The sequence below is a fragment of the Rothia mucilaginosa genome (assembly GCF_001061665.1).
Classification (GTDB): domain Bacteria; phylum Actinomycetota; class Actinomycetes; order Actinomycetales; family Micrococcaceae; genus Rothia; species Rothia mucilaginosa_A.
Genome location: NZ_JVSP01000014.1, coordinates 212,924 through 233,188, shown reverse-complemented (window position 1 = coordinate 233,188; position 20,265 = coordinate 212,924). Strand labels below are relative to the sequence as shown.

15 protein-coding genes, 1 tRNA gene and 1 other RNA gene are annotated in these 20,265 nt (G+C 62.8%); 11 read left to right on the top strand and 6 right to left on the bottom strand.

The features are described 5' to 3' along the window. Positions 1-215 precede the first annotated feature (215 nt). Positions 216-1,673: an amino acid permease gene (locus tag ADJ95_RS07295; protein WP_049333976.1), complete on the bottom strand. Its 1,458-nt coding sequence runs from the start codon at positions 1,671-1,673 to the stop codon at positions 216-218. Between the two features lie 111 nt (positions 1,674-1,784). Beyond that, positions 1,785-2,513 carry a queuosine precursor transporter gene (locus ADJ95_RS07290; RefSeq protein ID WP_049333975.1) on the bottom strand — a complete coding sequence of 243 codons (729 nt, stop codon included), beginning with the start codon at positions 2,511-2,513 and terminating at the stop codon, positions 1,785-1,787. A gap of 281 nt (positions 2,514-2,794) precedes the next feature. Between ADJ95_RS07290 and ADJ95_RS07285 the strand changes: the two genes are divergently transcribed. Beyond that, positions 2,795-3,763: a hypothetical protein gene (locus ADJ95_RS07285; protein WP_049333974.1), complete on the top strand. Its 969-nt coding sequence runs from the start codon at positions 2,795-2,797 to the stop codon at positions 3,761-3,763. Positions 3,764-3,871: 108 nt separating this feature from the next. Beyond that, on the top strand, positions 3,872-4,570 hold the full coding sequence (locus tag ADJ95_RS07280) for a TetR/AcrR family transcriptional regulator (RefSeq protein ID WP_049333973.1): 699 nt from the start codon (positions 3,872-3,874) through the stop codon (positions 4,568-4,570). Between the two features lie 166 nt (positions 4,571-4,736). On the opposite strand, the gene ADJ95_RS07275 is transcribed toward ADJ95_RS07280, so the two are convergent. From ADJ95_RS07275 to ffs, 3 genes are all read right to left on the bottom strand, one after another. Continuing rightward, the gene (locus ADJ95_RS07275; protein WP_049333972.1) at positions 4,737-5,066 is read right to left on the bottom strand and encodes a type II toxin-antitoxin system VapB family antitoxin; all 330 of its coding nucleotides are present in this window, start codon (positions 5,064-5,066) and stop codon (positions 4,737-4,739) included. A gap of 118 nt (positions 5,067-5,184) precedes the next feature. After that, positions 5,185-5,273 (bottom strand) — tRNA-Ser (locus tag ADJ95_RS07270). 297 nt (positions 5,274-5,570) lie between these two features. Then, positions 5,571-5,667, bottom strand: an RNA gene (gene ffs, locus ADJ95_RS09035) — signal recognition particle sRNA small type. Between the two features lie 237 nt (positions 5,668-5,904). Between ffs and ADJ95_RS07265 the strand changes: the two genes are divergently transcribed. From ADJ95_RS07265 to purL, 8 genes are all read left to right on the top strand, one after another. Next, positions 5,905-8,586 (top strand): DNA polymerase III subunit gamma and tau, encoded by a 2,682-nt coding sequence (locus ADJ95_RS07265; RefSeq protein ID WP_049333971.1) that lies wholly within the window; start codon positions 5,905-5,907, stop codon positions 8,584-8,586. Positions 8,587-8,808: 222 nt separating this feature from the next. Beyond that, on the top strand, positions 8,809-9,957 hold the full coding sequence (gene recR / locus ADJ95_RS07260; RefSeq protein ID WP_049333970.1) for a recombination mediator RecR: 1,149 nt from the start codon (positions 8,809-8,811) through the stop codon (positions 9,955-9,957). Between the two features lie 192 nt (positions 9,958-10,149). Further along, a complete protein-coding gene (locus ADJ95_RS07255) occupies positions 10,150-11,445 on the top strand; it encodes an aspartate kinase (protein ID WP_049333969.1) in 1,296 nt (431 codons plus the stop codon). A 243-nt stretch (positions 11,446-11,688) separates the two neighbouring features. Further along, positions 11,689-12,150: a helix-turn-helix domain-containing protein gene (locus ADJ95_RS07250; RefSeq protein WP_049333968.1), complete on the top strand. Its 462-nt coding sequence runs from the start codon at positions 11,689-11,691 to the stop codon at positions 12,148-12,150. Between the two features lie 52 nt (positions 12,151-12,202). Then, entirely contained in the window at positions 12,203-13,156 is a 954-nt protein-coding gene (locus ADJ95_RS07245; protein WP_049333967.1) for a hypothetical protein, read from the top strand. Between the two features lie 122 nt (positions 13,157-13,278). After that, entirely contained in the window at positions 13,279-13,530 is a 252-nt protein-coding gene (purS, locus tag ADJ95_RS07240) for a phosphoribosylformylglycinamidine synthase subunit PurS (protein ID WP_005507194.1), read from the top strand. A gap of 5 nt (positions 13,531-13,535) precedes the next feature. Continuing rightward, complete coding sequence (purQ, locus tag ADJ95_RS07235; RefSeq protein ID WP_049333966.1) at positions 13,536-14,348, top strand: phosphoribosylformylglycinamidine synthase subunit PurQ; 813 nt, start codon at positions 13,536-13,538, stop codon at positions 14,346-14,348. 25 nt (positions 14,349-14,373) lie between these two features. After that, entirely contained in the window at positions 14,374-16,692 is a 2,319-nt protein-coding gene (gene purL / locus ADJ95_RS07230; RefSeq protein ID WP_049333965.1) for a phosphoribosylformylglycinamidine synthase subunit PurL, read from the top strand. A gap of 134 nt (positions 16,693-16,826) precedes the next feature. Here purL and ADJ95_RS07225 read toward each other — a convergent pair whose 3' ends face one another. After that, positions 16,827-17,489, bottom strand: a complete 663-nt coding sequence (locus ADJ95_RS07225) for a heme oxygenase (biliverdin-producing) (RefSeq protein WP_049333964.1) — start codon at positions 17,487-17,489, stop codon at positions 16,827-16,829. 237 nt (positions 17,490-17,726) lie between these two features. On the opposite strand from ADJ95_RS07225, the gene ADJ95_RS07220 reads away from it, so the two are divergent. Next, positions 17,727-20,093 (top strand): HtaA domain-containing protein, encoded by a 2,367-nt coding sequence (locus ADJ95_RS07220; protein ID WP_049333963.1) that lies wholly within the window; start codon positions 17,727-17,729, stop codon positions 20,091-20,093. The last annotated feature ends 172 nt before the right edge of the window (positions 20,094-20,265 follow it).

Genomic DNA, 20,265 nt, shown 5'->3' with positions numbered 1-20,265 from the left:
GCTGTGCCTTCCTTTAGTACGCCCGAGGGCGTAATGTGTGCTGTGTGCTCGCGCTGCAGAAACCGAGGGGTCAAAACCGCTGGGTCGCGGGCGCGAATAATTCCATTGTACGGGTGCCGGTTCGCACGTCCTGCGGCAGAGGCGGGAGTTACCGGATGCGACGGGGCGCCGCGGCTCTTGCCCGCGACGCCCCATCCTATAACCTCAACTTGAGACTAAGACTCGGTGGCTTGGGTCTGTGGCTCCTCGGCCTCGTGCATTGCATCCAGGTCGGGGCGCTTGAACCCGCCCAGGCGGCGCGAGGCAATCACGTAGCCGATAGAAATCAGCACGAAGAAGACCACACCCACCATGATGGATTCCTGCACGCCCGAGCCGTCCAGCATGAACAGGGCCACCAGGGTGCCCAGCACGCCCACCAGGGCCAGCCCTGCCGTCAAGCGGCCGCCCAGCACCGTGAAGGAGGAGGCATCCCCCTGGTCCTTCTTGTAGGCCTGGTAGGTCAGCAGAATCATGATCCACACGACCAGGATGCACAGGGTCACCAGCGCCATCAGCAGGGCAAAGATGTTACCGATCTTGGCCACGGCCATCACGGTCGCCACGACAACGCCGGTGAAGGAAATCAGCAGGGCCACCATCGGCACGCCGCGGGAGGTCGTGCGGGCCGCAACCGAGGGGGCCATCTTATCGGCACCCAGGGCGTGCATCAGACGGGTTGCCGCGTACAGCGAGGCGTTCGCACCCGACAGGGCTGCCACCAGCACCACAAAGTTCATGATGTCGGCCGCGAAGGGAATACCCATCTCTGAGAAGACCATCACGAAGGGGGACTCGGTCAGGTCAGAATTCTGCGCCGCCGTCTGCCACGGCACCAGACACAGAATAATCGCCATGGACACCACGTAGAAGGTGGACAGACGCCAAATCATCGCCTTCACGCTGGAGGCCACCGAGCGGGCAGGGTCCTTCGCCTCCGCGGCGGAGAGCGAAATCATCTCGACACCGCCGAAGGAGAACATGACCACGGCCATCGAAATCCAAATCGACATGGGGCCGTTCGGCAGGAAGCCGCCGTCGTTGACGAGGTTCTGCACGCCCGCGGCACCGTGGTTCGGCAGGCCCACGAACACCAGCAGCAGGCCAATCACCATGAACACGATGACCGCGGATACCTTAATCGAGGAGAGCAGGAACTCCAACGCGCCGAAGGACTTCACGCTCACCAGGTTCAGCACCAGAATCAGCACGCCGAAGAACGTCACAGAAGCCCACAGGGGAATCTGCGGGAACCAGAACGCCACGTAATGGCCCACGGCCACCAGCTCGGCACCGGCCAGCGGCACGGTGCAGGCCCAATAGGCCCAGCGGGTGATGTAGCCGCTAAAGGGGTTCAGGTAGCGGCTCGCAATCGTTCCGAAACCACCCTGAACAGGGTGACGCACGGACATCTCGCCCGCGCAGGCGGCGATAATCGCCGCAATCATCGAACCAATCGCGTAGGAGACAATAGCGCCCGGGCCCGCAATCTTAATCGCGGAGGATGAGCCCAGGAACAGACCCGTACCCAGCGCCAAGCCCATCGCAATCATGGTCAGCTGACCGTGGGACAGGGAACGACTCAGGGAGTCGCCCTTCGACTGCTCAGAGGTATTCTCCCGCAGTATAGACATAACGTGTCGCTTTCGTTAGGAATGCTGTGTATCGAAAAATGAAGTGTGAATAGAGGAAGGCCGCCCGAGCAAAACAATCGAGCGGCCTCGTGCGTCAGTCCGGTGTCGGGGCTAGGCCACGTACTCGAGTTCGTGACGCTTAAACCAGCCGATAACCGGGTAGCTAATGGGCATGAGGATAACCTCAACCAGGCACTTGTAGACGTAGCCGACCAGCACGTAGTTCAGGAAAGCCTCGATGGTCTCGATGCCGAGCACCGGAGCCGCAATCGAGCAGAAAATCAAGGTGTCAACCAGCTCGCCGGCCAGGGTGGAGACAATCATGCGCAGCCACAGGAAACGACCCTTGGTAGCCTTCTTCATGGACACCATGATCCAGGCGTTCAGGGTCTGACCGCACAGGTAGCCGAGCAGAGAACCGGCGTAAATCTGCCACACGGGGCCCAGCACCGCCTCAAAGGACTTCTGGTTCTCGTAGAATCCCGCGGCCGGCAGGTACATGATGACTAGGAAGCACACGGCGGCAAAGGCGGCTGCCACGAAGGAAGCCACGATGGCGCGGCGAGCGCGCTTGAAGCCGTACACCTCGGAGAGCAGGTCGCCAATCACGTAGGCCAGGGGGAAGAGGAAGAAACCGCCGTCGGTCACGATGGTGTTACCGATGACGGGCAGCTCGAAGGGCAGCGGGCCGAACTCCACGCCCTTGGTTGCGCCAATATTCGAGATAATCAGGATGACGCAGGATGCAGCCAGCAACAGATCAAAGTAGCCGCGACGACCGGCCCACGGCACCTTCACGGTGCTCGTCTGAGCCTTCGACTCGCTAACGGGTTTAGCCATAACTCTCCCCAGGTTCTTTCTCATGCGTTGTGTTTCTAGTGGTGGTTGTGTGGTGGGCTGACCACCGTAAACTTCAAATGCGGCACGTGGACCGCGTTCGGTGGGCTCGTCTGCCACCCGAGCCTCTCTAATAGTACCCATATACCGTGCGCCGGGCAGGTTGGGGGCCGCCCGCGCTAAAGTTCGGACGCTCGGGCGCAGCCGCACCATGCGCCTCCGGGGCATCTCGGCCCGCGGCGAGAGGTGGCGTCCGGCCTCGAGGCTCTGCCTACAATGGAGCCATGAAGAGGTTGAGCCACCGCCTGCGTCGTCCGCTGATCCACCACAACCAGCGGCGGCTCAGCGCGCACATTCCGCGGTTGCATCCGCTCCTCCCCCGCGCGGCGCGCCTGGTTCGAGCGGCCGCCACGGTATTTGAGCCGCTCGTACTCGCCTCTTCGGAGATTGTGGGTTACCGCCCGTTCTCGCACCGAGGGCGCACTATCTACTACCGCGTGGATAACCTCAACCTGCTCAGCAACCCCGCTACCGGCCGGGCGCCCGGGCTGCTCCTCTACTTCGACGGCGACCACATCTCACGCGCCGGAAGCCGCCTGCTGCGCCGCACCTCCCCGTTGCGTGCCGAGCTGGCGCAGGTGGCGGCTGAGTTCAATATGCTGTCGGTGCCGGTGCTGTCGCCGGGTAGTCTGCGGGAGCCGCGCCTTACCGACACCGATTCTTATGCGCCTCCGCTGACCTATAACTGGTGGGTTCGTGCCCGCTCAAACGGCAGGATGGTTCGCGCCCTGATTGAGGAGATTTCCTTGGCGTACGGGGTGGATATGAGCCGCGTCTGGCTTGCGGGCTATTCGGGTGGTGCGGAGTTCCTCAGCTATGAGCTGCTGTCGCACGATATTGACTGGCTTCACGGTGGCGGTGCCACCTTCATTGGTGGAGGCGGCGCTGACGGCATACCTGCGCGGGAGCGTGAGCGGGCGGCGTTGAGCCCGTCTTCGCATGCGCATCTGCTGATGAGCTGGCACGTGGGTGTTTTGGATGGGCGTTCCCCTTCGGCTCGGCGGCGCATGGCGACGAGCACTGAGGGTAGCTGGTCGGCGCGTATTGCGGCGCAGGAGGGTATCGCGTTCTATGAGGGGCTGGGCGCGCGGACGCTACTGCAGGTGACTCCGGGGCGTGGCCATACGGGGTATCCGATTGCGTCGTTGGTGGGTGCAGATTTGGCGACGGCGACGCGTTTGGGGTTCCTGTAGGGGCTTGTTTTTGTCATAAACGCGAAAATTCGCATGGATTATGCAAATTTCTTGGTGACACATTCGATATATTCGTCATTTGCTGACATTCTGCGGTAAGGTGTCACTATGCCACGTATTTCTGCAGCCACCAACGCCGCCCAGCGCGAGAACACCAAGCGCGCCATCCTGGACTCTTTCGGCGAGATTCTTTACACCCGAGGCCTGCCCGGCCTGACCATGACCGACGTCGCCAAGAACGCGGGCATCGGCCGCACCGCCGTGTACAACTACTTCGCCGACATGGGTGAACTGCTGGTCGCCTACGCCCTGGACGAGACCGGACGCTTCCTCAAGGAGCTACGCGAAGGTCTGGAGGGCATCGAGAACCCCATCGACCAACTGGCCATATACATCCGCCTGCAGATCAACGACCTGGCGCGCCGCCACCTGCCCCCGGGCCCGGCCATGCGCTCCATGCTCTCCCCCGAGTCCTACGCGAAGCTCGGCAAGCACGTGCAGGAGTTGCAGATGGTCCTGGCGAACATCCTTTCGGCGGCCATCGCCGAGAAGTACATTCCGCAGAACGATATCCGCGAGCTGGCGATGCTGGTGCACGGCTCGCTTTCTTCGAGCGCGGGACGCACCGAGGACGCGCCGGACGAGCAGACCCGAGAGCACCAGATCCTCAACACGATTCGCTTTATTCAGATGGGTCTGGGCGCCCGCTTCGATACCGAGGGCAACCCGGTACGCCTGGACTCCGAGGAACTCGCGCCCCAGTTGGCCCTCGCGCAGGACGACTCCGGCCAGAAGGATGCCGCGTAGGCCCCTTTCTACCGCGGTGGCGTGTTCGACGGAGTTCCGTCGCGCAGATATACGTTGAAACTTTAAAACGCAGGTGCCGAGCCGTTCATAGAATGGCTCGGCACCTGCGTTGTACGGTTCTGCGGGCAACCGCGCGGTCCGGGCTCGGAAAGCCGCCCGGCGTCACCTAGTTGCGGGCCCCGGGCAACAGCGCCGGGGAGATGGAGTCCAGGTCGAGCACCCGCGCGTACATGACGGCGCGGCGGTGCAGGGCGTTGCGGAGCGCGCGGTGCACACCGTCCTCCAGGTAGAGTTCACCGCCCCACTTGACCACGTGCGGGAAGAGGTCGCCGTAAAAGGTGGAGTCCTCGGCCAGGAGCGTTTCAAGGTTGAGGGTCTTCTGGGTGGTAATGAGGGTGTCGAGACGCACCTGCTGCGGCGCGATACCGCCCCAGTCGGCGTGGGTCATGCCGTGCTGGGGGTAGGGGCGACTATCGCCTACTTTTTTGAAAATCATGGTGGTGCTTTCTGCAGATTTTTCGGACGCCCGGCGGCACGGGCCCCGAGGGGCTCTGAGGAAATAGTAGCAAGGGCGCAAAAAATCCCCGGCCTTAGAATCTAAGACCGGGGATCGGTGGCGGAGGATGGGGGATTTGAACCCCCGAGGGCTGTTAACCCAACACGCGTTCCAGGCGTGCGCCATAGGCCGCTAGGCGAATCCTCCAGCTATGTTCCCTGCGCATTGCGTAGGCAACGAATAAGACTTTACTACAGGTTTGCGATGCCACGCAAGCCTTATGAGGGAAAAGTAATAGAAAGCACATTACTGCTGAGTGTGGCGGGTATCCGACTGCCTACGCACCCGTTTTTGGGCATGAAAAAACCTCTTACGCAACCGCTGAGAATCCGGATTCTGAGCGCGCGAAGAATCAAATCCGGATTCGAAGCCGCGAAGCGCCAGCGGAGCGGGCACGTAGTGCATATGACGGGTGCATGACTATCGGGTACCTGATTTTGGGTAAAAAAAGACCTCCTACGCACCCGTCATAGCTCGAATACCCTTGCTACCTTCCGGTCCTGGGGGAGTTTTCCAAGATAACGCCACGTAAGAGGCAAGAACCAGTGTACCGGATTTTTGGCGCGTTGGGAACTCGGGGCGAACGCACGGTGGTTGCGGGCCGGCGCATCCTCGCGGCACCCCGTCGCGCACCCTTGGACAGAGCCCGTGCAAACACCGCACCCGAACCTCCGGCGGGGGTTCGCCGGGCGGTGACGGCGGGCCGCTCGGGCGCGGGGTAAAGCGTCTAAAATGGTAGGGACTGTCCTATCCGCATCCCCGAGCTTAAGAGGTTGCCGTGAGCACTGCCCTTTATCGTCGTTACCGCCCCGAGACCTTCGCCGAGGTCATCGGGCAGGAGCAGGTTACCGTGCCCCTCATGACGGCCCTGGAGAAAAACCGCGTCAACCACGCCTACCTTTTCTCCGGACCGCGCGGCTGCGGTAAGACCACCTCGGCCCGTATTCTGGCGCGCTGCCTGAACTGCGCGCAGGGCCCGACCCCCACCCCGTGCGGCGTATGCGATTCGTGCCGTGAGCTTTCGCGTGACGGCGGCGGTTCCCTCGACGTGATTGAGATGGACGCGGCGAGCCACGGCGGTGTGGACCACGCCCGTGACCTGCGCGAGCGCGCGACCCTGGCGCCGGTGCGTGACCGCTACAAGATTTTCATTATTGACGAGGCCCACATGGTCACCCGCGAGGGCTTTAACGCCCTGCTGAAGATTGTGGAGGAGCCGCCGGAGCACGTGAAGTTCATCTTCGCGACGACCGAGCCGAATAAGGTGCTGGGCACGATTCGTTCGCGTACCCACCACTACCCGTTCCGCCTGGTGCCGCCGGAGGTTCTTTTGCCGTACCTGCAGTCCCTGTGCGACCAGGAGCAGGTGGCGGTGGAGCCGGGCGTGCTGCAGCTGGTGATTCGTGCCGGCGGTGGCTCGGTGCGTGATTCGCTGTCGATTCTTGATCAGCTGATGGCTGGTGCATCCTCCGAGAAGGGTATTGAGTACGACCTTGCGGTGGCCCTGCTGGGCTACACGCACGCCCAGTTGCTGGATGAGGTCGTAGAGGCGCTGGGCGCCAGGGAGGCGTCAACGCTGTTTGGCGCGGTGTCTCGCGTGGTGGCAACCGGTCAGGATCCTCGCCGTTTTGTGGAGGATTTGCTGGAGCGTCTGCGCGATTTGATTGTGGTGAAGGCCGTTCCGCAATCGGCCGCGCAGATTCTGCAGGGCGTTCCGCAGGATCAGCTGGAGCGCCTGGCCGCTCAGGCTCAGGCGCTGACCGAGCGCGAACTGACCCTGGCGGCGGGAACCGTCAACGATGCACTGAACGGTATGACGGGCACCGCTAACCCGCAGCTTCAGCTGGAGTTGCTGTGCGCCCGCCTGCTTCTGCCAGTGGAGGAGGGCTCGGCGAACGGCGCGGAGGTTGCGGCGCTGGCCTCGCGCCTGCAGGTGTTGGAGCGTCGCGTGGCCGCCGGTGGTTCTGCCCCGGCAAGCGTGCAGACCGGTTCTCAGGCTGGTTCTCAGGCTGGTTCTCAGACCCCGGCAGGTATGTCGGCCGCGCGTGCGGCGGGCATGGCTGCGGCAGGCCTGAGCCCTAAGACTCAGGCGCCTAACGCGCAGGCTCCTAGCGCCCCGGTTCAGGAGGCGGCTCAGCAGGGCGGCTCTCAGCGGGCTGGGGCGGGTGCTCCCCCACTGGCCGGTGGGCCGCTTAGCTCTGCGCCCCTGGCCCCGGCAGCGCAGGCACCTTCGACTCGGACTCCTGCCGCTCCGGTCGGTGCGCCCCTGGCGGGTACCACCCCGGCGGCGCCTAATGCTCCGACTTCCCCTGCAGCTGATGCCGCTCCGGAGGGTACGCCCTCAGCGCCTTTGAAGCTTAATCCGAATGATCCGCTGGCGGCGGTTCAGGGCAATTGGCGTGCCATCCTTAACCGAATGAGCGTTCCGGGTTCCGCGGAGCAGCTGGCGAAGGTTTACCCCGCCCGCATGGAGGGCACCGTGCTCTACGTGCGCGCCGACATCGCAACCCTGCGCGCGGTCAAGGGCTACGTCCCCGAGCTGACCGCCCGCGTGAGCGAGTTCCTGCGCGGCCCCGTGACGATTCACGCCGAGGTCGTCAAGCCCGGCGAGCCCCTCAAGCCGGGCGCCCCTGCACCTCAGCAGGAGGTTCAGCCCGCCGCACCGGCTCCCCAGCAGCCCGCCGCGCCCCTGGCGGAGGGCCCCCGCGGCGGTGAGGATGCGTGGCGTCGCCACGGTCAGCCGGTGAACGACGCGGCGGCTCCGGCAGCCACCAGCGTGGATGCGCCCCTGGGCGCCTGGGACGTGGCACCCATCCCGCAGAGCGAGGAGGCTGCGCCCGCGGCCGACGTGGAGCCCTCCCCCGCAGAGCCTTTCCCCGCGCAGGTGCCCCCGGCCCAGCCCGAGCCGAGCTCCCCCGCAAGACCGCTCTCTCAGCCCGGTCCGGATGCGCCGGTCGGCGGCTTTGGCGAGCGTGATTCCTTCGCGGCCTCCGGCAGCGGGGTTCCGCAGGAGGCCCCCGGTCGTAGCGATGCGCAGGAGCCCCCGTTCGAGGACGAGCCGCCCTATGATGCGGAGCCCTCTTACAACGAACCGGCCGAAGCAATGCCCGAGGCCCCCGAGGCGGCGGCTCCCGCGGCTGAGCCGATTGCGCCCGCAGGCCCTCTGGCGGCAAGCCCCTTAGCGGCAGGACCCCTGGCCGCCGGTCCTCTGGCGGCGGGTCCTTTGGCCCCGGCGCCGGCCAATGAGTCGGCTTCTGAACCGGTTACCGAGCCTGAGCCTCCCGCCGAGCCCGCCTCATCCGAGGTGGTGCCCACGAAGCCCGTGCACGTCGTGACCGAGGAGGACTACATCTCGGAGGACGACGAGAAGGTCGAAAACAGCACCTTCATCGGCCTGCGGGCCATCGAGAAGATCATCGGCGGCACCGTCATCGACGAGCGCCCCCTGCACCAGGGCTAGACACCCAAGGGCACGCGTTTCGGCCGGTCGTTCCGATGAGCCGCCCAACGCGTCCAACGCACCCGCCGGCGCCGAGAATGACAGGAATTTTCGGCGCCGGCGGGCATTTTTCTGCCCGATTCCCCGTTAAGCTGTCAGGGGGTTGGGCCACACTGGTACCGAAGCGGCCCCCACGCGGAGTATCCTAGACACTCACCGCGGACCACGGCAGATTGGAGAAGCATGTACGAGGGTGCAGTACAAAACCTCATTGACGAGCTCGGCCGCCTGCCGGGTGTGGGCCCCAAGTCGGCTCAGCGCATCGCTTTTCACATCCTGAACGCTGACGCCGCCGATATGGCGCGCCTGGCCAACGCGATTTCCACGGTGAAGACCAGCGTGAGCTTCTGCGAGGAGTGCGGTAACGTCTCCGAGACGAAGCTGTGCCCCATCTGCCGCGACGAGCGCCGCGACCCGTCGGTGCTGTGCGTGGTCGAGGAGTCCAAGGACGTCGTGGCGATTGAGCGCACCCGTTCCTTCACCGGCCGCTACCACGTACTCGGCGGGGCTATTAACCCGCTGGCGGGCGTGGGCCCGGAGCAGTTGCGCATCCGCGAGCTGGTATCCCGTCTGGCGGATGAGCGCATCCAGGAGATTATTCTGGCGATGGACCCGAACCTTGAGGGTGAGGCGACCGCAACCTACCTCTCGCGCATGCTCGTGCCGCTGGGTGTGCGCCTGTCGCGCCTGGCCTCGGGCCTGCCGGTGGGCGGCGATCTGGAGTATGCCGACGAAATCACCCTGGGTCGCGCGCTGGAGGGTCGCCGCGTGATCAGCGAGGGCACCGCCGCGGTTCACACCGCCGCCGAGGATTTTGAGCGGGCTAACCGCGAGGAAGAACAGGAGCGCGAGCAGGCCGCCGCGGTGCGTGCCAAGGAGGCGAAGCAGAGCCGCCGCCGCTGGAACTCCAGCATGTTCGACGATCTGGAGGCACCGGGTACTCCCGCCGGTGAGGCTCCCGCGCCCGCCGGCGTGCAGGCCACGGTAGATGAGCAGCTCATCGAACGGGTCCTGCAGGACGGCGGGGAGGCTTCGGCCGCCGTAGACGGCGAGGCTGAGGCCCCCGAGGCCGAACCCGCCGCCAAGGAACCCGCAGCGGAGAACGCCGAAACACCCGAAAACCCTGAGACGTCCGAAAGCCCCGAGGACCCCACCGTTTCCCAGGGCTCCGTTGCCTCCGAGAACCCCGAAGAGCCCGAGGAGGCTCACGAGGTGTTCCGCAGCGCCGACTACGAGGAGCGCATCCGCTCGATTCAGAACGCCCCGTTACGCACCCCGAAGCCGGACGTTCCGCCGCTGCCGGGCGTGACTTACGTGAACCCGTGGACCTAGCCTTCCACCACTAGTACGTGCGCGGTAGGGTTCGCGCTCCCGGGCCCGCCACGACCCGCGTAACATTCGGTAATATTCCACAAGTCAATACACACGGCTGGTAAGTTAGCCGCCCGGCCTGAACGCCGTCTACTATAGGTGAGGAGCCGGCGCTCTGCCGGCGGCACAGATATAACAGACCTGGAGAATTCTATGAGCCTGATCGTCCAAAAGTTCGGCGGTTCCTCCGTAGCGGATGCGGAGGGCGTCAAGCGCGTAGCCCGCCGCGTCGTGGACACTCAGAAGGCAGGTAACGATGTGGTCGTCGTGGTGTCCGCTATGGGCGACACCACCGATGAGCTGCTCGACCTTGCCGCAGAGGTCACCAGCAATGTCGTTCCCTCGCGTGAGCTGGACATGCTGCTGACCGCCGGTGAACGCATTTCGACCGCCGTCCTGTCGATGGCCATTAACGACCTGGGCGCTAAGGCGCAGTCCTTCACCGGTTCGCAGGCTGGCATGATTACCGACGGCGTGCACGGTTCGGCGCGCCTCGTGGAGGTTCGCCCCGATCGCATCCGTGAGTCCGTCGAGGCCGGAAATATCGCGATTGTGGCCGGTTTCCAGGGCATGAACCGTCAGAGTGGCGACATTACGACCCTGGGCCGCGGCGGTTCCGATACGACCGCCGTTGCGCTGGCCGCCGCGCTGAACGCCGATGTGTGCGAGATTTACTCGGACGTGGACGGCGTGTTCACCGCCGACCCGCGCATCGTGCCGACCGCGCACAAGCTGGATACCATCACCAGCGAGGAGATGCTGGAGATGGCGGCGAACGGTGCAAAGATTCTGCACCTGCGTAGCGTCGAGTATGCTCGTCGTTTTAACTTGAAGCTTCACGTGCGTTCTTCGTTCTCGGACCTTGAAGGCACTATCGTGGTTCCGGAGGAGTCCGCGGAACTGACCCCCATTCATCTGAAGGAGATTCCCTTGGAGCAGCCCCTGATTTCCGGTGTCGCGCACGATCGCACCCGCGCAAAGATTACCGTTGTTGGCGTTCCGGACGTTCCCGGTTCGGCCGCTAAGGTGTTCGGCCTGATTAACGAGGCGAAGGTAAACCTGGACATGATCGTTCAGAACGTTCCCACCGACCGCCCCGGCGTGACCGATATTTCCTTCACCCTGAACCAGGCGCAGGGCCCCACCGCGCTGAAGGCGCTGGAGGATGCCAAGGCTGAGCTGGGCTTCCAGGAGGTTATCTACAACGAGTCGGTCGGCAAGCTGTCGCTGGTTGGCGCGGGCATGAAGACCAACCCCGGCGTTTCGTTCACCTTCTTCGAGGCGCTGTCCTCGGCGGGCGTGAACATCGACATGATTTCGACCTCTGAGATTCGTATTTCGGTGATTACTGAGCTGAGCAAGCTGGATGAGGCCGTTCGCGCGGTGCATACCGCGTTCGGTCTGGACACCGAGGGCGAGGCTACCGTGTACGGTGGCACCGGCCGCTAGGGTTGAGAGGGTTAGCTCGTTCGCGAGCTGTACGCTTCGGTAAGGGGCGGCGCCGGTTTGGTCCGGCGCCGCCCCTCCCTTTTATCAGTGCACAGGTGAAATAACTGAAATGCTTTACAGTTATTTCAGATAGGGGTAGGGTTGTATCAACCGTGGATGAGCCTCTCACCGAATGATATACACCCCACCGGCGTGGCATCTTCGGACGTTGGCTCTGCCGGCAACAGCACCAAGGAGAAGATAATGACCACAACCCTAACCACCCCTCTGGAGGAAGATACCCTCAATCAGGCTCGCGCAGAGGCACGGGAAATCCTTAAGAACTCTGAAGAAACCACCATTGAGCTGACCGTTTCGGGCCGAGAAAGCCAGCAGCTTGGCGATGCCCTCAACCAGGTCATTCAGCATGTCCTGCATGCCCTGGCTAACGGGCAAAGTATCGATGTTCAGGTTGTCCCTCACGATTTGACGACGACGATTGCGGCGCAGCGCATCGGTGTTTCCCGCCCGACACTCATGAAGGCTATTCGTGCGGGTGAGTTGCCTGCACATAAGGTGGGTAGCCACTTCCGTATCCGCACCGAGGATGCTGATGCTTTCCGTAAGGGACTTCTCAAGAAGACCGTTGCTCAGAAGGAGCAAGCTCTCAAAGAGCTCTGGGAGCTCGAGGATGAACACGGTCTTGTTGATATCTTCACTAAATAAAGTAGTTTTACTTCCTGCCACACCTTGTCACGGCATCGTTTAGGCTAGAAGAATGACTACTCTTCAGACGACGCTTCGAATGATGGATGCCCGTCAGTGGCGTGCCGCCGCGACCGCCCACGAGGTGCGCGCCGGCCGCTACGCCGACCCCTTTGCACAGCGTCGCGCCCGCCACGAGGTGCACCCCGTGGAGGACTTCCTCTTCACCTACTACACGCTCAAGCCCGGCCAGTTCAAGCGCTGGCACCCCGGCGCCGGCGTCATTCTGCTGGACGCCCCCGAGCACGCCTCCTGGCGCTTCTACCGACCGGCCACCGAACAGGAACTCCTCGAGGCGGGTTGCACCCCCGAGCAGGCGCGCGCTCAGGTGGAAGCGGCCTCCGCCGTCACCGTGGACGTCACCGACTTCGTGGAGCGCCGCGCCACCGCCCTCGCCTTCACCCACGAGATTCTGCGCAATACGGCCGCGAAGAAGGGCCAGTTCGGTTGCTTCGGCATGCACGAGTGGGCGATGGCGTACAAGTCGGTGGAGAACAATATCCGCCACGACTACTTGGAATTGCGCCTGGGCGCGGAGGGCACGGACCGGGTGGTGGAGAGCCACCGCATCCGCTGCTCGCACTTTGACGCGTTCCGTTTCTTCATGCCGCAGGCGGCGCCGATGAACGAGTTGCAGCCCACCCGTGAGACGCAGCGCGTGTTGGAGCAGCCGGCGTGCCTGCACGCGAACATGGACGTGTACAAGTGGGCGTACAAGCTGCTGCCGCTGGTTGATTCAACCCTGGTCATGGATTGCTTCGATCTAGCCTGGGATGCGCGTGAGCTGGACATGCGCGCGGCCCCCTACGAGATTCGTGCGTGGGGCTACGAGCCAATTCCCGTGGAGACGGCCGAGGGTAAGGCAGAGTACGTGCGTATTCAGCGTGAGCTGTCCGAGCGTTCGATTGGTCTGCGCGAGCGCCTGCTGGAGGTGTGCGCACGCTATCTTCCGCCCCTCGAGGCGTAAAAGACGTGATTCGAGCCTCTTAGGGTATCCACCGACCGGACGCATACCCCCGTTACGGTCGTTAGTACGGTAAGATGAGATACGGCTCATACAGAACCCACGCACCCAAGGAGTGCCCACACATGGCCCGTATTGTTGTTGATGTTATGCTCAAGCCCGAAATTCTTGACCCGCAGGGTAAGGCTATTTCTCACGAGCTGCCCCGTATCGGTGTTGATTCCTTCGTGGATGTTCGCCAGGGCAAGCGCTTCGAGCTGACCGTCGAGGGTGAGGCTACTGAGGAGCACCTCGCAGCTGCCCGCAAGGCTGCTGAGGAGCTGCTGTCCAACCCCGTGATTGAAGACGTCGTGAACGTTTCGGTTCTGGAGGACTAGTACCTATGGCAGAGTCTCTCGCACCTACTGAAGTCCCCCTGGTTGGCGACTTTTCTACTTCCGCCCCGAACCCCGCCTTCGCTGATGCACGCGTTGGCGTGGTGACTTTCCCCGGCACCCTGGATGACCGTGACGCTGCGCGTGCTGTCCGTCTGGCTGGCGGTACCGTCGTCGAGCTGTGGCACGACGACGCTGATCTGAAGAATGTTGATGCCGTCATTATTCCCGGTGGTTTCTCCTACGGTGACTACCTGCGTGCCGGCGCTATTGCCGCGAAGGCTCCCGTGATGCGTTCGGTGATTGATGCCGCTAACGCTGCCGGTACCTCCGGTTCTTCGCCCCTGCCTGTTCTGGGTATTTGCAATGGTTTTCAGATTCTGACCGAGTCTCACCTGCTGCCCGGTTCGATGATTAAGAACGATCACCGCAAGTTCATTTGCCGTGACCAGGTTCTGCGTATTGAGAACAACACCACCTCCTGGACCAGCAACTACGCTGCCGGCCAGGAGATTGTTGTTCCGCTGAAGAACCAGGACGGCCAGTACGTTGCGGATGCTAAGACCCTGGAGGCCCTGGAGGCTGAGGGTCGCGTGGTGTTCCGCTACGTTGGCTTCAACCCGAACGGTTCCCGTAACGATATTGCCGGTATTACCAACGAGCGCGGTAACGTAGTCGGCCTGATGCCGCACCCGGAGCACGCTGTGGAGCCGGGCTTCGGTCCTTCGTCCTCCGGTTTCGGTTCGGTGTCCCTGCGCGGTGGCGCCGATGGTCTCGGCGTGTTCACCTCGGTTCTTTCCAACCTGATTAACGCCCGCTAACGCACGACAAGGATTCTAAGAAGTTATGAGCGAAAAGCAGTTTAACCTCGACACCGTCGAGCACGCGGCGGCAACCCCGGACACCGAACTCCCCTGGGCCGAGCTGGGCCTGAAGGAGAACGAGTTCGAGGACATTAAGGAGATTCTGGGCCGCCGCCCCACCGCGGCTGAGCTGGCAATGTACTCGGTCATGTGGTCCGAGCACTGCTCCTACAAGTCTTCTAAGGTTCATCTGAAGCAGTTCGGTGCGAAGGTCACCGAAGAGATGAAGAAGGACCTGATGGTCGGTATCGGTGAGAACGCCGGTGTGACCGACATTGGTGACGGCTGGGCCGTGACCTTCAAGATTGAGTCCCACAACCACCCCTCGTACGTGGAGCCCTACCAGGGTGCCGCTACCGGTGTGGGCGGTATTGTGCGTGACATTATTTCGATGGGTGCACGCCCGATTGCTGTGATGGATCCGCTGCGTTTCGGCGCGATTGATCACCCCGACACCGCTCGCGTGGTTGGCGGCGTGGTTGCCGGTATCGGTGGCTACGGTAACTCCCTGGGCCTGCCGAACATCGGTGGCGAGGTTGAGTTCGATTCCTGCTACCAGGCAAACCCGCTGGTCAACGCGCTGGCTGTGGGCATTATGCGTCACGAGGACATCCGCCTGGCGAACGCATCGGGCGTGGGCAACAAGGTTGTCCTCTTCGGTGCGCGCACCGGTGGCGACGGCATCGGCGGTGCGTCGGTGCTGGCTTCGGAGTCCTTCGACGACACCAAGCCCTCGAAGCGTCCCGCCGTTCAGGTGGGCGACCCCTTCGCTGAGAAGGTTCTGATTGAGTGCTGCCTGGAGCTGTTCAAGGGCTCCGTGGTTGAGGGTATTCAGGACCTGGGCGCTGCGGGTATTTCCTGCGCAACCAGCGAGCTGGCTTCTAACGGTGAGGGCGGCATGCACGTCGACCTGACCAAGGTTCTGCTACGTGACCCCACCCTGACCCCGGGCGAGATTCTGATGTCCGAGTCTCAGGAACGCATGATGGCTGTTGTCTCCCCCGAGAACGTGGAGCGCTTCGAGGCCATCATGAACAAGTGGGGCGTGGAGTACTCCTTCCTCGGTGAGGTGACCGACTCCGGCCGCCTGGTCATCGAGTGGGACGGCGAGGTCATCGTGGATGTTGACCCCCGCACCGTCGCACACGACGGCCCGACCTACGAGCGTCCTTACGCACGCCCCGAGTGGCAGGACGACGTCCAGGCTAACCACTTCACCGGTTCGGCTGCTGACGACTCCCGCCCGCGTGGTGAGGAGCTGGGTGAGGCAATCAAGGCGTTCATGGCGTCCCCGAACATGTGCTCCAAGTCCTGGATCACCAACCAGTACGACCGCTACGTTCAGGGCAACACCGCCCTGTCCATGCCGGACGACGGCGGTGTGGTGCGCGTGGACGAGAACACCAACCTCGGTGTTGCTCTGGCGACCGACGCCTCCCCGCGCTTCACCTACCTGGATCCGTACGAGGGTGCTCGCGCGTCCTTGGCTGAGGCGTACCGTAACGTTGCGACCGTTGGTGCACGCCCCGTGGCTGTGTCTGACTGCCTGAACTTCGGTTCTCCCGAGGACCCGGACGTCATGTGGCAGTTCGCTGAGGCTGTTCGCGGCCTGGCTGATGGCTGCATGGAGCTGGGTGTTCCGGTGACCGGCGGTAACGTGTCCCTGTACAACCAGACCGGTGGCAAGGCTATTAACCCGACCCCCGTGGTGGCGATGATGGGCGTTATGGATGACGTCACCCGCCGCACCCCGTCGGGTTGGGCTCCTGAGCATGACGGTCAGGCTATCTACCTGCTGGGTACCACTCGCGATGAGCTGGACGGCTCCGAGTGGGCTCGCTTCAAGGGTCACTTGGGCGGTCAGCCGCCGAAGGTTGATCTGGCTCTGGAGCGTCAGCTGGGTGACATGCTGGTGAACATGTCTCGTGACGGCATGATTGATGCTGCACACGACGTGTCTGCTGGTGGTCTGGCTGCTGCTTTGTCGGAGGCTTGCCTGCGTTTCAACACCGGTGCCCGCATTGGTCTGGGTGAGGTTGCTGAGCGTGACGGTCTGGACCTGTTCACCCTGCTGTTCTCGGAGTCCCTGGGCCGCGTTGTGGTTTCGGTTCCGCGTTCTGAGGAGGTGCGCTTCAAGGATATGTGCACCGCTCGCCAGTTCCCCTTCGCACGTATTGGTGTGGTGGATGCTGAGTCGAACGCTCTGGACTTCCAGGATGAGGTTTCCATTGACCTGGATGAGCTGCGTGCAGCTCACGAGGGTACCATGGCCGCCCACTTCGGTGAGGTTGCCAAGGGCTAACACCCAAGATGGTTAACGCTTGAGAGGGGCGGATGCTTGCGAAAGCATCCGCCCCTTTTGTTATGCCCGCGGGCTTGTGCATTGAGCGGTGAGAGGTTGTGCGTTGAGGCGTTCTGTTGATGCGCGTTCTGGGTTTATGCCTCGGCGACCTTGCGGCCCAGCTGCGCGAACAGGGAGGCGTTGATGCGGAAGCCTTCGATGCACTCTTCGATGAGGGCTTCACGCTGCTCGTCGGTCAGGGGTGCGTTGTCGAGCAGTTCGCGGTAGCCGTCCTTGAAGACCTTAGGCTTGGGCAGTTCGGTGAAGCGGTACATGCTCAGCGCTTCGGCGGGGATGCCGTAGTGGCGGTTGACGAGCGCTGCGACTGCCTGGCCGCCGGAGAGGTCGCCGAGGTAGCGCAGGTAGTGGTGTGCGAGGTAGCGTTCGGGGGAGTTGATGGTGGCGTGGATGCGCTCTACGTATTCTGCGGTTGCGGGCAGGGGCGCGTCGATGTCGCCGTCCTGGCCGAGTGCGCGGATGTCTGCACGGATGTATTCTGCGCGGTCGAGGCCCGGGTGGGTGAAGGGTTCGGTGATGGGGCTGGGTTCTGCGCGGTAGTGTTCGGAGACTGCTTCGAGTGCTTCGTAGATGTGCACGTACTGGTTGATGAGGCGCAGGTATGCCTCGGTGTTGAGGGAGCCGCCCATGAGGTCTTCCATGAAGGTGGAGTGTTCGGCGTTGTCGTGGACGTGCTTGGTGCTTTCCTTCAGGCGTGCGGAGAAGCGTTCCTGGGTGGTTTCGGGGGCGGTAATAGTCATGGTGAGTTCCTAAAGTGGCTTGTGGGTGAACAATAAATATTTTAGTGACACGATGTCACCAAAACCTGTTAATGACATATTGTCACCAAAAACCGGTTTTGACAATAGCTCTCACAAAAAATTTGCTAAGGTAAACCTTATGCACAAGTCACCCTAGGCATTAAGTTACACAAACATAGGCTAATAGGACTAGACTTGATACGAACACCACAATCACAGAATCCAAGGAGACACCGAATGTCTACCCCCTCTCTCACCAAGCGCACTTGGGCGTTCTTGGCTTCGGCAACCATCGGCCTCAGCGGCGTCGCCGGCGTACCCGCGGCCTTCGCGGCTGAAACCAACTCCCACGTCAGCGCCAGTGAGGTAACCGCAGCCTCAGAGCAGAGCCTGCAGGACGTCACCGTCAACTGGGGCCTGAAGAAGTCCTTCCGCTCCTACATCAACGGTCCCTTCTCCCAGGGCTCCCAGGAACTGACCGGCGTCACCACCAACGAAGACGGCTCCTACCACTTCACCTCCGCCGAAGGCACCGTAGCCAACGGCGAATACTCGGTCACCTTCACCGGCTCCTCGATTCACTACACCGCACACCACGGTCTGCTGGAAGTCATCATCTCCGACCTCTCCGTCACCATTAAGGACGGCGTGGGCACCGTGCGCGCCAACGTTCAGTCGCGCCCCTACAACGGCAACACCACCCCGAACGACCTGGTCGAAACCAAGAACATGACCCTCGGCACTTTCAACGCCTCCGGCCTGAAGGTTGAGGGTAACACCATCACCCTGCCCAGCGTTGACGAGGAAAACGGCACCCGCGTCAAGCTTTCCGAAGAGGCAACCGGCGCCTTCGCGGGCTTCTACAAGGCAGGTCAGGAGCTGGATGCGCTCGGCTTCTCCGCAACCATCGTGGCCAAGGAAGCACCCGCGCCGAGCCCTGAACCCAGCACTGAACCCAGCGCCGAGCCGACTGTTGCGCCGACCAGCGAGGCGCCCAAGCCCGCCGAGCCCTCCTCCGCGCCGACCAGCGAGGCACCCAAGCCCGCAGAGCCCACTTCTGCAGCACCGAGCGCAGCCCCCACCTCCGCGGCACCCTCCTCCCCCGCCGCAACCACCGAGCCCAAGCGTGAAGAAAAGGTCACCGGCAACGTCGTCGAGTCCGGCACCCTCAGCTGGGATATCCGCGAGTCCTTCCTGAAGTACCTGACCGGCTTCGCGCACGGCTCCGTGAACGTTGAGGGCATGGAGAAGACCGCGGCTGGCGGCTTCAAGTACACTCAGGCATCCGGCGTGTACAACCCCGAGACCAAGACCGGTCAGATCAACTTCGCGGGCACCGCAGAGTTCACCGGCCACAACGGTCAGCTCAAGAGCACCATCAAGAACATGCGCCTGGTCGTCGTCAACGGCAAGGGTACCCTGGTCGCTGACGTGGACGCGCTGACCCGCGACGGCAAGTCCGTTTCTAAGACCGGCCTGGCTATCGCCGAGGTGGACCTCTCCGGCGCGAGCGTGAAGGACGGCATTTTCTCCGCACAGAACGCGGCAGTCGCGCTCACCGATGAAGGTTCCGAGGTGCTCTTCGCCGGCCAGTACCGCGGTGCCAACAACGCCATGGCACCGCTGAGCTTCTCCGTAAAGCTCAGCGAGCAGACCGCGGAGAACACCGTTGAGGTTCCCCGCGTCTCTGAGAACAAGTCCTCCGATAACAAGGGTTCTGAGAACGGCTCCTCCGATAACAGCTCCTCGAACTCCTCCGGTAACTCCGGCGCTAACGGCTCCGGTTCTAATGGTTCGGCAGGCACCTCCGGCAGCGTTTCTAACGGCAGTTCTTCCTCGAACGGTTCTGTCAGCAACAACCCGGCACAGCCTGTCTGCGTACCCGTCACCCGCACCCGCGAGGTGCAGGAGCAGGGCGCATCCGACGGCACCATTAAGAGCGCAAACCTTGGCTGGGGCGTGCGCGATTCCTTCCGCAACTACGTGCGCGGCGGAATCGCAAACGGTAGCTGGGAGCTGAACGGCACCTCCTACTCTTCGGATGCGTTCAACTGGTCTAACGGCACCGGCACCTTCAAGGGTGGTAAGGGTTCCATCTCCTTCAGCGGTTCGGTTCGTTTCACCGGTCACCACGGCATTCTGGACACCACCATTGCGAACCCGCGCCTTGAGATTAACGGCAATTCCGGTACTCTCTACGCGACCATGAACAGCAATGACCCCTCCGGCAAGGCAACTAACTACGGTGAGGTGGCACTGCTGAAGGTGGATCTTTCGGGTCTGCAGAGCTCCGCTGACGCTGTGAGCGTCAACGGTGCGGCAACCACCCTGACCGCTGAGGGCGCGAAGGCGTTCGCTGGTTTCTACGACGCCGGTAAGGACATGGCTCCGCTGAGCTTCTCCGCGGCGATTAACGGCGCGAAGACCACCACCAAGACCGTGTCCGAAACCGTCTACGAGGGTGAGGGTTGCGACCCGGTCACCGGCAAGCCTCTGGCTTCCACCGGCGCCTCCGGTGTTGAGGGCACCCTGGTTGCAGGCTTCATCGCTGTTGCAGCCGGTGCGGGTACCGTCGTGTACACTCGCCGCCGCAAGAAGGCATAACGGCACCTCACGAGGATGCCCACACTGTCGGCTCACCCGTGAAACTCAACCATGAGGTTCACCGGTGAGCCGACACGGTCCGTGCGGGGGTGCAGATTTTCACTGCACCCCCGCTTCAGGTGCCAGGTTTTACCCCGGCGCCTACCCCAGTTTTTCTAGCTCCCTTTTTTCT

Coding starts and splice junctions, on each gene's coding strand:
- ADJ95_RS07295 (WP_049333976.1), bottom strand. CDS start 1,673: ATGTCTATACTGCGGGAGAATACCTCTGAGCAGTCGAAGGGCGACTCC.
- ADJ95_RS07290 (WP_049333975.1), bottom strand. CDS start 2,513: ATGGCTAAACCCGTTAGCGAGTCGAAGGCTCAGACGAGCACCGTGAAG.
- ADJ95_RS07285 (WP_049333974.1), top strand. CDS start 2,795: ATGAAGAGGTTGAGCCACCGCCTGCGTCGTCCGCTGATCCACCACAAC.
- ADJ95_RS07280 (WP_049333973.1), top strand. CDS start 3,872: ATGCCACGTATTTCTGCAGCCACCAACGCCGCCCAGCGCGAGAACACC.
- ADJ95_RS07275 (WP_049333972.1), bottom strand. CDS start 5,066: ATGATTTTCAAAAAAGTAGGCGATAGTCGCCCCTACCCCCAGCACGGC.
- recR (WP_049333970.1), top strand. CDS start 8,809: ATGTACGAGGGTGCAGTACAAAACCTCATTGACGAGCTCGGCCGCCTG.
- ADJ95_RS07255 (WP_049333969.1), top strand. CDS start 10,150: ATGAGCCTGATCGTCCAAAAGTTCGGCGGTTCCTCCGTAGCGGATGCG.
- ADJ95_RS07250 (WP_049333968.1), top strand. CDS start 11,689: ATGACCACAACCCTAACCACCCCTCTGGAGGAAGATACCCTCAATCAG.
- ADJ95_RS07245 (WP_049333967.1), top strand. CDS start 12,203: ATGACTACTCTTCAGACGACGCTTCGAATGATGGATGCCCGTCAGTGG.
- purS (WP_005507194.1), top strand. CDS start 13,279: ATGGCCCGTATTGTTGTTGATGTTATGCTCAAGCCCGAAATTCTTGAC.
- purQ (WP_049333966.1), top strand. CDS start 13,536: ATGGCAGAGTCTCTCGCACCTACTGAAGTCCCCCTGGTTGGCGACTTT.
- purL (WP_049333965.1), top strand. CDS start 14,374: ATGAGCGAAAAGCAGTTTAACCTCGACACCGTCGAGCACGCGGCGGCA.
- ADJ95_RS07225 (WP_049333964.1), bottom strand. CDS start 17,489: ATGACTATTACCGCCCCCGAAACCACCCAGGAACGCTTCTCCGCACGC.
- ADJ95_RS07220 (WP_049333963.1), top strand. CDS start 17,727: ATGTCTACCCCCTCTCTCACCAAGCGCACTTGGGCGTTCTTGGCTTCG.